The sequence below is a fragment of the Populibacterium corticicola genome, assembly GCF_042683685.1.
Taxonomy (GTDB): Bacteria; Actinomycetota; Actinomycetes; order Actinomycetales; family Cellulomonadaceae; genus Timonella; species Timonella corticicola.
This window is the reverse complement of sequence record NZ_JBHUOP010000005.1, coordinates 56,904-68,385: the sequence shown is the minus strand read 5'-3', so window position 1 is coordinate 68,385 and position 11,482 is coordinate 56,904. Positions and strand designations below refer to the sequence as shown.

Here is an 11,482-nt window from a genome sequence, read left to right as displayed (position 1 = left end):
TTCAGTCACTTGAGCAGACCCTTCTGGTGCGAGAGCGGAGGGGCTTCGAGTGCTGCGCGCTCAACGGCAGCGATGACGTCGCGGCGGTGCTGGAACAGCGGTTCCGTGCGCACTTGTTTGTGTAGTTCAAGGAGCGCGTTGATGAGCATCTCTGGGCGGGGTGGGCAGCCTGGCAGGTAGATGTCAACGGGCACGATGTGGTCGACGCCCTGCACGATCGCATAGTTGTTGAACATTCCACCGGATGAGGCGCATACGCCCATGGAGAGAACCCATTTTGGCTCTGCCATCTGGTCGTAGACCTGGCGGACGACGGGGGCCATCTTCTGGCTGACGCGCCCTGCAACGATCATGAGGTCTGCTTGGCGTGGGGACGCACGGAAGACCTCCATACCGAAACGCGACAGGTCGAATCGGGAGGAGGCTGTGGCCATCATCTCGATGGCGCAACATGCGAGTCCGAAGGTCACGGGCCACATGGAGGACTTTTGGATCAGACCGGCAACCTCTTCGAGGTTTGCGGTGAAGAATCCCGGGGTGGCTTCGTCGTGAGACATGATTTCCCTTTCCTGCTATTCCCAGTCGAATCCACCACGGCGCCACTCATAGATGAATGGCACGGTGATGAGGGCGAGGAACGACAACATGGCAACCAGACCGAACGCCGCGAGGTACTGGAACTCCACAGCCCACGGGTAGAGGAAGACGACCTCTAGGTCAAAGATGATGAAGGACATTGCATATAGGTAGAACTTGATGGGGAATCGCCCGCCACCTACTGCGTGTGGGGTGGGCTGGATTCCGCACTCGTATCCTTCGAGTTTGGCTTTGTTGTAGCGCTTAGGTCCGAGTAGCGCGGAGGCCACCAGGCCACCGATTGCGAGTACAAGGGCCGTGCCCATCAGTACAAGCAAGGGAACGTATGGGTTGTTCATCTACGAAGCCACCTTGAGTCCTACGAGTTAGTCTTGCCTAGCGCCCCTCCCGACACGGGAGGGGCGATGAGCGCTCGGGGCTCGTGCGTTTCACCGGTTGCCCGGTGTGGTCTCCTGAACCGCTTTGTAAGCCGGCGCAGGCAACACTGCCCGTAACGCTAATCGTCCAGTCCATCCTTGTGCAGTTCACGGGTGAAAGCCTGGGACTTGCGTCCCAGGAGGGGGATTATCTGGGACTGCTGCACTGCATTTTCCGCAGATTCTTTTACCTGTAAACCACAGCTTGTGACAGTATTCACAAGCCTGCTTGCAACTCTATCGAGCCACGCAAATTAAGTCCGCTTAGGCCCACCTAACCAGAGGTATCACATTACCGTCTAAGCCGCTAGATTTAGCCGGTTCTGACCATTTCAGATTTCTGACAACCGTCCGTAAAAATGAGTTTACGAGACGAATCATCTCAATAGTCGAACAAGGGATTTCATCCCGAATTACGCAACAAAATAGTCACGTAATTATCGAGTTGTCCAGCGGATGAAATGCAATTTGTAAATAGGACCCGACCACTTTGTCGTTTCCTCGCCGAAAGGCCTCTCCACCCGTCCAACCGTGCGTGGGAAACAGCCGAGTCGTCGTCAATTTATGCTGCCTTTCCCACCCAGGCAGGACAGAACCGCAGCGCGTGTCGACAAGTGCCCGCCGACGCCCTGCCCCATATCGTCTGCCCGTACCCGGGTACGACGCAGCCCCATAGGCCCGAACCGGGCCTACGGGGCTGTAGACGCATTTATTTAGGCTCAGGGCTTAATTCCTCGGTGTAGGGCAACGATGCCACCGGACAGGTTGCGATACCCCACCGAACGCCATCCCGCACCCTGCATCAACTGAGCGAGCACCTGTTGATTCGGCCACGTGGCGATCGACTCGACGAGGTAGTCGTACGACCCTGGATCACGCGTCACCCATCCGGCCACGACCGGCAGGCCCTTCATGAACACATCGGAGTACAGCGTGCGAAACGGCTTCCAGGTCGGGGTCGAGAACTCAGCGATGACCACACGTCCGCCCGGGCGCACAACGCGCAGCAACTCAGACAGTGCCTTCTCGGTGTCCACAACGTTGCGCAGGCCGAACGAGATCGTGGCAGCGTCAAATGTGTTGTCGGCAAACGGAAGCTGGGTTGCGTCCCCCGCAACGAACGGCAGATCTGGACGACGTTCCTTACCCACGGTGAGCATGCCCACCGAGAAGTCACATGGCACGACGTGTGCGCCAGCGGTCTCAAACGGCTCGGATGATGTGCCGGTGCCCGCGGCGAGGTCCAGGATCAACTCACCGGGAACGGGGTTGACCGCCGCGACGGTTGCACGGCGCCACCTTCGGTCCTGACCGAGAGATATGACGTCGTTGGTGATGTCGTACTTGGCGGCAATGCCGTCAAACATGGAGGCGACTTCGTGTGGCTTCTTATCAAGGCTGGCTCGAGACATGTAGTCATTATCTCAGCAAACCCAGGGTGATTGTGGACGTGTGTTTGTTAGTTACGAACTACATTCGTTATGTTCCGGCAGGGCTCTGCTCGACGACACCCCTACACTCCACTTCACTACTTTATCCGTGACATATCCTTGAGGGTAATGAGTACGCACGCCATGAGGCCGAACGATTCGGACGCGATTGCCGGTTCAGATGCTCCTGTCCCCCGCATCGTGTCCCGAACCATACCTATTGACCCTCTCAACCCTTCGGTCACCGCCCTGATTGATCTACTTCCCGCGCAAGCTCCACTTGCCTGGGTTCGACGCGGTGACGGCATCGTTGGCTGGGGTGAGATCGCCCGGTTCGAAGCCACCGGCTCCGAACGGTTCACGCAACTCGCAGCGGCATGGAACGAGATGCGTTCTCAGGCGATCATTCGCGACGAGGTGATACGTCCCGGCACGGGGCCAGTCGCGTTTGGCACGATCGGGTTCAGTCAGGCCACCTCGGCACCCAGTGTTCTGGTGGTGCCCAGGGTTGTGGTTGGTCGTCGTGATGGCCAGGCGTGGCTTACGGTCATGACGACCGCTGACGCTCCGTTCACGGGTCCTCTCGAACTCTCAGATCTTGCGGAAGACCGCGAGCCGGTCCACGAACCCGGGAACGTCACATTTGGCACAGGCTCCCTGAGCGAATCGCAGTGGACCGATGTTGTTGCCACCGCAATTGAACTCATCCATGGCGAGACGCTGGAGAAGATCGTTCTTGCCCGCGACGTTGTGGCGCGCACGGAACATCCCATTGACGTTCGCCACCTTCTGGGAAATCTGGCCTCCCTGTACGAGAACTGTTGGACGTTCTGTGTGGACGGCATGGTCGGCGCGACCCCCGAGTTGCTTGTTCGCACCGAGAAGGGACTTATCACCTCCCGGGTGTTGGCGGGAACCGTTCAGCGCTCCGGCGACGAGGAGACCGACACCGCGCATGCCGCGATTCTCGCGCACTCGTCCAAGGATCTCGAAGAGCACGAATATGCCGTACGTTCCGTTGCACAGGCCCTGCGCCCGTACTGCTCCTCGATGAACGTCCCGGAGACGCCGTTCGTGCTGCACCTGCCAAACGTCCTGCATCTGGCAACCGACATCGCGGCTGTCGTGGACACCGCTCAGGGTGCAACCTCCCTGTCGCTTGCGTCAGCGCTGCATCCGACTGCCGCCGTGTGTGGCACGCCAACGTCGGTTGCCGCCGAAACCATTCTCGAGATCGAGGGCATGGACCGTTCCCGGTATGCCGGTCCTGTTGGATGGATGGGCGCAGACGGCGACGGTGAATGGGGCATTGCGCTGCGTTCGGCCGAACTCGACCCACACGATCCGCGTCAGATTCGTCTGTTTGCGGGCTGCGGTATCGTTGCGGCGTCTGACCCGGAGGCGGAACTCGCGGAGACGCATGCGAAGTTCGCGCCGATGACCCAGGCGCTACTCGCCTGACTTACCTTGGCCAACTACACGTCAGGGTACGGTTTTCTCCGTTTTGCCCAGTAAAGAACTAGGCGAAACAGAGGAAACCGTACCCCGGTGAGTTGGGATCAGAGGTGGTTAGCGCTGGAACTGCTCGAACATCTCCCAAATGTCCTCAAGGCTCGGTGGGTTCGATGGGTCGAAGCTGTCCTGTCCGCCACGCGAACTGTTGCCCTGATCGTCCTGGCCGCTACCCTGTGAACCTTCCTGGGTGCCGCCGGAGTCGTTGCCGCTGCCGCCCTGCTCGTCTTCAGGGATCGTGGTGGCGTTCTCGGTGCGCGCGGTCAAGGTTGCGGTGAGCTCGATCAGCTCGCCGTTCCGAATCACGCCGAGAGCCACGGTCTCGCCTGCACGACGCTCGCGCACGAATCCGGTCAGCGACTCTGATCCAGTCACGGTGCGTCCGTCAACAGACACGATCACGTCGCCTTTTTGCAGTCCTGCCTTGGCAGCGGCGGAGTCAGACGTCACCTCCTCGACCTGCGCGCCCTGACGTGTCTCGTCGTTTGCGGTGCCCGAGCCATCCGTCATGGTCACGCCAAGGAAGGCATGCTCGGCCTTGCCATTCTCGATGAGTTGCTCAGAGATGTTCTTGGCCAGGTTGGATGGGATCGCAAAGCCAAGGCCGATGGAACCACTTTGGCTTGAGGAATAGCCCGAGGACATCGTGGCGATGGATGAGGTGATTCCAATGACCTCGCCCTTCGAGTTGAACAGCGGACCTCCCGAGTTTCCGGGGTTGATCGCCGCATCGATCTGAATCGCGTTGGTAACCACGAGAGTCCCATCGGAGGTCTGTGCAGTCGACACTGGGCGGTCAAGCGCCGATACGATTCCGGTGGTTGCAGTCTGCGATAGCCCGAGCGGGTTACCCATCGCAAGCACCGAGGCACCCACCGTCACGGTGTTGGAGTCGGCTATCGTCGCGGAAGAGAGGTCGCTCGGCGGGTTCTTGATCTTGATGACTGCGAGATCAGTCGCTGCGTCGAGGCCAGTGATCTCGGCTGTGTAGATACGACCGTCGTCCAACGTCACCGTGACCTCGTTGTTCTGGGCGTCCTCCACCACGTGGTTGTTGGTGATGATGTGGCCTTCAGTGTCGATGATGACACCTGAGCCTTGCGAGCCACCCTGGTTGGAGGTCACTTCGATAGCCACCACGGTCTTGGCAACCGCTTCGGTGACGGCCTCCCAGTCGGGGTTCTGGTTGGTCGAGTTCGCGATCGGTGCGACCGTTCCCGCGGAACCATTCTCAGTGGCCTGCTGGCTCGTGGTCGCAGCAGGAGTGTTTGTGGACGTGTCGTTGAATGCGCCGGTCACGGCCACAGTTCCAACCGAGGCCAGGATCGCCGAGATCGCAGCCGTTGACACGATCGGCAGCATCAGCGATTTCCTGCGCTCATCTGCGACGGGTTCACCGCCCGTGCCCGCTGTTACCGGATTGCCCTGCGGAGGGAGACTCGCGTACGGCTGGTAGTGACCGTCGTGCTGGGCGGAGCGGTTGTGCGCAGTGGCGTCTCCCGCGTTCACGGCCGCAAACTGCGTGGTCGGCGCGCTGTGGTTCTCTGGTCGCGGCACTGGCGGAACCGAGGGGATACGCTGGGTCTCGGCTGGGTCCTGCGCGTGCTCGTTGGCTGGGTTGTTGTTGAAGTTGTCGGTCATGGTTCCTCCTAGATCCGTTACTGATATCTAGGTAACACCTGTCGTCTTAACCGCCTCTTGGAAAAAACTGTGAAGAGGCTATGAATCGAAATCTACGACTTTGACCAGCCGATCCCTCAAGCGACAGATCTTCCCCCGAAGCGGCTAGAACATGCCCTTCACAAGCTCGGCGTGGGTCTCGGCGCGTTGGGCCCGTGGGTAGTTGAGTTCTGCGACACGGATGCCGTGGCGAGGTCCGCTCAGGAACTCCTCAAGTTCCGCCACCGTGCGCACGGCAGTGTGGTCCACCCGATACCCCGCGCACAGTTGCGCGAGATCGGATACGTGCGAGGTCCCGAAGACTCGTTCATAGAGTTCCGTATCGCCCGCCACGCCGTGTTCAAGCCCACCGAAGATCGCTCCACCGCAGTCGTTGAGCACGATGATGTCGAGGTCCGCCACCGGTTCACGCGGCCCACGGAGCAGTCCGCCGATGTCGTGCAGAAATGTGAGGTCTCCCAGCATGAGGCGGGTGCGCCCCGGGTGAGTGAAGGCAACGCCACGCGCCATGGAGATGGTTCCGTCGATCCCCGCAAGCCCGCGGTTCGAGAGGATACGTACACCTGTGGGCCACGCGGTCACGTAGCTGTCCGCATCTCTGATTGCCGACGATGCCCCAAATACCAGCGTGTCCCCCGCCTGTGCGCTGGCTGCCAGTGCTCTGACCGCACGCATCGGAGCGACCGGTCCAGTCAGTTCTGTGTTCGTGTCCAGCACGGTGGTGAGACGTTGGTCAAGGGCGGCGTGGTGTTCCCGCCAGCGGCTCAACCACTGGTCCGAACCATTCCCGGAGGGCACCAGCAGGTAGTCCGGCACGCCGTAGAGAACGGCATCTGCAGTGCGCGGTGCGTCTATCCACTGGTCTCCGTGCGTGGGGAACACGATGGTGCGCACGTCCGTTCGTCCGATGAGGCGCTGCACAGGGCGAGTCAGGGTAGGATGCCCAAACACGAGCACCTGCTCAACGGACTCCGCGAGTGTCGTATCGCCCTCCTGATGTGCCAGGATGTTGACCGCACCGGGAAACGCATTGGGATGGGCGACCAGCCCGGATGATGGCTCCGCAATGATGGGCCAGCCCTGTGCCACCGCGACGGCACCAGCCTGCGACAGTGCCCTGTCGCCTGCGACGATCACGGTTCGCGCAGCGGTCTCGACAGGTCGCTCCGCCCCAAGGGCAAGGACAGGGGGTTCGCTGTCCCCGGAAACGTACACGGGTGTGACAGGCTCCGCGAAGCGTTCGGTGATAGCGACCAACTGCTCGGAACTCGGGGCAAGCGGTTCCCGGAAACCAACGTTGAGGTGAACCGGCCCTGGCCTACCGATGATCCCAGTCGATGCGGCATACGCACGCGCAGCAATTGCTCGGGCATCTCCGGCCTCGCTGGGCGCGCCGAACGGTACCCCCACCTCGACCGTGAGTCGCAGGGCGTCGGCGAAGATTCCCACTTGGGTTGTGGTCTGATTGGCGCCCGTTCCACGCAGTTCATGTGGGCGGTCAGCGCTCAACACGATCAATGGGATGTCAGAGTGGTGAGCCTCGAGCACTGCGGGATGCAGGTTGGCGACAGCGGTTCCCGAGGTCGTGATCACAACCGCAGGGACTCCGCTGGTCAGACCCTCACCTGCACCGCTGTCACCCGTGCCAGCGCTTCCCTTGCCCATGCCGAGCGCGAGGAAGCCAGCCGAACGCTCGTCGACAAGCACGTGCAGTCGGACCAACCCTGCACGTTCCGCCGCGACCGCGGCATATGCAAGCGGCGCAGAGCGCGAACCCGGGCACAGCACGATCTCACGCACGCCCTGCCCGATTAGCTGGGCGAGCAACGCCTGAGCATAGGACAGCGCGGGCGGGATCAGTTGGTCGGGTTTACTCACTCGAATATCCTTGCATGAGCCTGTGACATTTCATATCTGCGAGGCCGTTCAGACAACTGGCAGTTCGATTCCAGCACGTGCGGCAACGCGTCGGGTACGTTCGCGCCACCACTGCGCGTCTGCCTCCGGCGCGGCGAGCGCGGCCAGACGCCCCGGTTCTGGAACCACAGGGCGCACCGCGATCTGACCGTCCACGGGCAACAGCGGCTCGGGGGTGACATCGCTGACAAACAGTTGCGAGGTGGCCAACCCGCACGCGAACGGCAGTTCGGGGAGGGCCGCCGCGAGCGCGAGGCCCGCCGACAGTCCAACCGAGGAGTCAAGGGCACTCGACACCACGACCGGGAGCCCGATCTGCTCAACCAGTTCCAGGCAGCGGCGCACTCCCCCAAGCGGAGCGACCTTCACCACCATGACATCGGCGGCTTCAAGTTCAGCCACACGTAGCGGGTCCTCGGCCCGGCGGATCGACTCATCTGCAGCGATCAATACGTTGACTGTACGGCGCAACTGCGCCAACTCTTCGACCTGAGCGCATGGCTGCTCCGCATATTCAAGCCCGCCCGCAGCGCGGTCGAGTACGGCAAGCCGCGCACGTGCGGTCTCCAGGTCCCAGCCGCCATTCGCGTCCACGCGAATCTTCCCGCTCGGACCGAGAGCCGCACGGACGGCCTCAAGCCGAGCCACCTCGTCGGAAAGCGTCTGCCCCTTCTCCGCGACCTTGACCTTTGCCGTGGTGCAGCCATTCGAGGCGCGCACGAGGTCGAATGCGCGCTCGGCATCCGTCGCGGGAATGGTGACGTTCACCGGAACGTGCGTGCGCACGGGCTGTGGGAAGCCAAGGAAGGCGGCCTCGTGGGCGGCCCGCAACCAGTTCGCAGCCTCGTCGTCGCCATATTCGACGAAAGGAGCGAACTCAGCCCATCCGGCGGGTCCCTCGAACAGGACACCCTGACGGACCGTTAGCCCGCGGAACCTCAACTTCAACGCGGCGGAGTAAACATGCATCCCTCAAGCCTACGCGGGGCAACAAAACTGTCCTAAAGTGAACGGGTGACGATTCCACAAAAAGTATCCGAGACCTTTGACCCGACTAAATGGCGCACGATTGAGGGCTTCGAAGACCTCACGGACATCACCTACCACCGCGGGGTCGACCGCACTGGTGACACGGAGAGTGATGTGCCCGTGGTGCGTATCGCGTTCGACCGCCCCGAGGTACGCAATGCGTTCCGCCCGCACACCGTGGACGAACTGTACCGGGCACTCGATCACGCACGTATGACCTCCTCGGTCGGCACCGTGTTGCTGACCGGAAACGGACCTTCCACCAAAGACGGCGGCTGGGCCTTCTGCTCAGGTGGCGACCAGCGCATCCGGTCTCGTTCGGGATACCGCTACGTCACCGACAATGCGGTCGAAACGGCTGAGGGAATCGATCCCGCACAGGCTGGGCGTCTGCACATCCTTGAGGTTCAGCGCCTGATCCGCACCATGCCGAAGGTCGTCATCTCCGTGGTCAACGGCTGGGCCGCAGGCGGTGGGCACTCGCTGCACGTTGTCTCGGACCTGTCTATCGCCTCACGCCAGCACGCCCGGTTCAAGCAGACGGACGCCAACGTGGGTTCGTTCGACGGCGGCTATGGCTCAGCTTATCTGGCCAAGCAGATCGGGCAGAAGCGTGCCCGCGAGATCTTCTTCCTCGCCCGCGAGTACTCCGCGCAGGACGCCTACGACTGGGGCGCGGTCAACGAGGTGGCCGACCATGAGGATCTCGAGGACCTTGCCATCGAGTACGCCCGGATCATCGCGACCAAGTCCCCGCAGGCGATCCGCATGCTCAAGTTCGCGTTCAACCTCACCGATGACGGTCTGATGGGCCAGCAGGTGTTCGCTGGGGAGGCCACCCGTCTCGCCTATCTGACCGATGAGGCTGTCGAGGGTCGTGATGCGTTCCTTGAGCGGCGTGATCCTGACTGGACGAACTACCCGTACGCTTTCTAGGGCCGGTTAGGCGTCAACGTGTGTGTGAAAGCCCCGGCCTTCACACACGAGTAGACTCCTACGCACTCATTGCGTCCGACGCTCACGCCCCTTACTCGCGTTCGGCACGCCAACAACAGAATTGGCCACTCAGATCGGTTGGTAAGTCCCTGGATTGACTTACCGACCAGCCCGAGTGGCCGTGGTTCTGTGGTGACGGGACTGGTCCTGGACTACCGTTCCGTCACCAAGTATGTGTTGTAGGTGGCATGGATATTACAGATGGACCTACAGTCCGGCGATCAACTTGGCGCCCCATTCGAGGACGACCCCGAAAGCGAAAGCCCCACCAGCGATTAGTCCAACCCCCACCGTAAAGGCGAGAAGCACGGAGGCGACCGAGGATTTCGTCACCTGGCTAAAGGGCTTCTCATAGATGTCCACATCGTCGTCGCCCCCGTAGGGCAATTCAGCGTCCCGGTCATCAAACCGGTAGCTGTTCACTGGATGCGAAGAGATTCGCTGTCCCACTGGTATTCCTGTCGCCGCCGCCATGTTCTTAATTGTTTCAAGGTCGCGGGCTAAGCGCGACCGGCGAAAGGCTGAATTATGCGGATGCGAGACTAGACTTCAGTAGCATCGAGCGGATGCGAACGTCATCCTCTAGGTGGACTTTGCAATGACTTGTGGGCCGGGGTGTAACAACGCCCCGGCCCACAACATATACCCGTTTCAACTCCTCAGCGGCGAAAACTACCTCCCTGTGGTTTTCAGGAGGGTTCGTCTCACGGCCATACGCCACCCGGCGGCGTTCCCCCTAGTCCGTCGTGTACGAACCAGAGCCTGCTGGGAGGAGTTCTACCCATGTCTGGCCAGGTGCCAGGGTGACTGAGTCACCCTCATCGTTGCTCAGGGTGAGTGGGCTGGCGTTGTCCTTCTTGGACCACGTTGCCTTGATGGTTTTTCCACCCGTGGCAACGAGTGCCTCGCCGGTTCCGGTCAACTCGTAGTCCGGCACGGGGGCGTTGTTCTGAGCGTTGAACCCGGAGTCGAAGTGCTTTGCGGTGATGACGACAACGTTGGTTGCGGAGATTCGATCGCCGGACGCGACGACTGCCGGGCTGCTGCCCTCGGATCGCAGCCATACCTTCTTGGATGAGTCCCACTGCCAGGATGGCTTCGCGGCGGATGACATGTTGAGGCGCAGCGCGGTTGCGGCGCTTCCGTCAGCCACCGCACTCGCTGCTTCGTAGGTTTCGGCGAAGGCGAACTGCTCGGCGGGGGTCTTGTCGTGGCTTGAGTCTGCCAGGAGTTCGAACTTGGCCAGGTCAGCGTGGAGGTTGTGCGGTGCACGACGCCCGGAGGACCGCCACATGGCGCTTTGACCACTGGTCTCGTCGAGCGATTGGATGTTCTTGTCGGCGCGTAGTTCCCGTAGGATTCCACTTTGGCCTCCGGAGTACACGAACATTCCGTTGAGCGGCGAGACGACGCGGTAGTCCATTGGACGCACGGAACGCACTGGACCGACCTCGGTTGGATACTCGGAGTGGTAGACCGCGATGAATCGAGACACGTCGAACTCGACGATGGTCTCCCACACCACGTCTGCTTTGTCGAGGCCGTACTGGGGACGTGCGGCTGCGGTGTTCTCGATCTTGACGGCGATGGCCGGCCGTTCCTCGATGCTCTCGGCTGCAACGCCGGTCAGCGGCCACACGGTTGGGAGTTCAGGTTCGGGAACGGTGCCCTTGTCCGCGGTGGGGGTTGGCGTCACGGTCTCGGTCGCCGTTTGCGGTGCAGGTTCTTCTGACGAGCAGGAGGCGAGCATCAGTGCACTCAGCGACACTGCAACGAGGCTGGCCGTTGCGGTGCGGGTTCGGCGCCAGTGCGACCGTTCGATGCGGCTCATGAGGTAACTCCTTGTGTGGCTTTCGCGGCGCCGTTCTGGCGCACGAGGTAAAGCATAGTTTCAATCAATCCTAT

Annotated in this window: 10 protein-coding genes; 2 read left to right on the top strand and 8 right to left on the bottom strand. The window is 61.4% G+C overall.

Going from position 1 to position 11,482, the window contains the following annotated elements; translation table 11 throughout:
• Window positions 1–5: 5 nt before the first annotated feature.
• From ACFSYH_RS12170 to ACFSYH_RS12160, 3 genes are all read right to left on the bottom strand, one after another.
• Complete coding sequence (locus ACFSYH_RS12170; protein ID WP_377467255.1) at window positions 6–557, bottom strand: NADH-quinone oxidoreductase subunit B; 552 nt, start codon at window positions 555–557, stop codon at window positions 6–8.
• Between the two features lie 15 nt (window positions 558–572).
• Window positions 573–935 carry an NADH-quinone oxidoreductase subunit A gene (locus tag ACFSYH_RS12165; RefSeq protein WP_377467254.1) on the bottom strand — a complete coding sequence of 121 codons (363 nt, stop codon included), beginning with the start codon at window positions 933–935 and terminating at the stop codon, window positions 573–575.
• Window positions 936–1,732: 797 nt separating this feature from the next.
• A complete protein-coding gene (locus ACFSYH_RS12160; RefSeq protein WP_377467253.1) occupies window positions 1,733–2,425 on the bottom strand; it encodes a demethylmenaquinone methyltransferase in 693 nt (230 codons plus the stop codon).
• A 147-nt stretch (window positions 2,426–2,572) separates the two neighbouring features.
• Between ACFSYH_RS12160 and ACFSYH_RS12155 the strand changes: the two genes are divergently transcribed.
• On the top strand, window positions 2,573–3,904 hold the full coding sequence (locus tag ACFSYH_RS12155; protein WP_377467252.1) for an isochorismate synthase: 1,332 nt from the start codon (window positions 2,573–2,575) through the stop codon (window positions 3,902–3,904).
• Between the two features lie 108 nt (window positions 3,905–4,012).
• Here ACFSYH_RS12155 and ACFSYH_RS12150 read toward each other — a convergent pair whose 3' ends face one another.
• The 3 genes from ACFSYH_RS12150 to ACFSYH_RS12140 all read right to left on the bottom strand — a co-directional run bounded on the left by ACFSYH_RS12150 (window position 4,013) and on the right by ACFSYH_RS12140 (window position 8,521).
• Window positions 4,013–5,596, bottom strand: coding sequence for a S1C family serine protease (locus ACFSYH_RS12150; RefSeq protein ID WP_377467251.1), 1,584 nt, complete (start codon window positions 5,594–5,596; stop codon window positions 4,013–4,015).
• Window positions 5,597–5,740: 144 nt separating this feature from the next.
• The gene (gene menD / locus ACFSYH_RS12145; RefSeq protein ID WP_377467250.1) at window positions 5,741–7,513 is read right to left on the bottom strand and encodes a 2-succinyl-5-enolpyruvyl-6-hydroxy-3-cyclohexene-1-carboxylic-acid synthase; all 1,773 of its coding nucleotides are present in this window, start codon (window positions 7,511–7,513) and stop codon (window positions 5,741–5,743) included.
• A 48-nt stretch (window positions 7,514–7,561) separates the two neighbouring features.
• Entirely contained in the window at window positions 7,562–8,521 is a 960-nt protein-coding gene (locus ACFSYH_RS12140; RefSeq protein ID WP_377467249.1) for an o-succinylbenzoate synthase, read from the bottom strand.
• 45 nt (window positions 8,522–8,566) lie between these two features.
• Between ACFSYH_RS12140 and ACFSYH_RS12135 the strand changes: the two genes are divergently transcribed.
• Window positions 8,567–9,517: a 1,4-dihydroxy-2-naphthoyl-CoA synthase gene (locus ACFSYH_RS12135; protein ID WP_377467248.1), complete on the top strand. Its 951-nt coding sequence runs from the start codon at window positions 8,567–8,569 to the stop codon at window positions 9,515–9,517.
• A 267-nt stretch (window positions 9,518–9,784) separates the two neighbouring features.
• On the opposite strand, the gene ACFSYH_RS12130 is transcribed toward ACFSYH_RS12135, so the two are convergent.
• The gene (locus ACFSYH_RS12130; protein WP_377467247.1) at window positions 9,785–10,027 is read right to left on the bottom strand and encodes a hypothetical protein; all 243 of its coding nucleotides are present in this window, start codon (window positions 10,025–10,027) and stop codon (window positions 9,785–9,787) included.
• 286 nt (window positions 10,028–10,313) lie between these two features.
• The gene (locus ACFSYH_RS12125) at window positions 10,314–11,408 is read right to left on the bottom strand and encodes a DUF3048 domain-containing protein (RefSeq protein WP_377467246.1); all 1,095 of its coding nucleotides are present in this window, start codon (window positions 11,406–11,408) and stop codon (window positions 10,314–10,316) included.
• Window positions 11,409–11,482 lie beyond the last annotated feature (74 nt).

Excerpts from the sequence above, each read along its gene's own strand:
- ACFSYH_RS12165 (WP_377467254.1), bottom strand. The coding sequence starts at position 935 with ATGAACAACCCATACGTTCCCTTGCTTGTACTGATGGGCACGGCCCTT.
- ACFSYH_RS12160 (WP_377467253.1), bottom strand. The coding sequence starts at position 2,425 with ATGTCTCGAGCCAGCCTTGATAAGAAGCCACACGAAGTCGCCTCCATG.
- ACFSYH_RS12150 (WP_377467251.1), bottom strand. The coding sequence starts at position 5,596 with ATGACCGACAACTTCAACAACAACCCAGCCAACGAGCACGCGCAGGAC.
- ACFSYH_RS12155 (WP_377467252.1), top strand. The coding sequence starts at position 2,573 with ATGAGTACGCACGCCATGAGGCCGAACGATTCGGACGCGATTGCCGGT.
- ACFSYH_RS12140 (WP_377467249.1), bottom strand. The coding sequence starts at position 8,521 with ATGCATGTTTACTCCGCCGCGTTGAAGTTGAGGTTCCGCGGGCTAACG.
- ACFSYH_RS12170 (WP_377467255.1), bottom strand. The coding sequence starts at position 557 with ATGTCTCACGACGAAGCCACCCCGGGATTCTTCACCGCAAACCTCGAA.
- ACFSYH_RS12125 (WP_377467246.1), bottom strand. The coding sequence starts at position 11,408 with ATGAGCCGCATCGAACGGTCGCACTGGCGCCGAACCCGCACCGCAACG.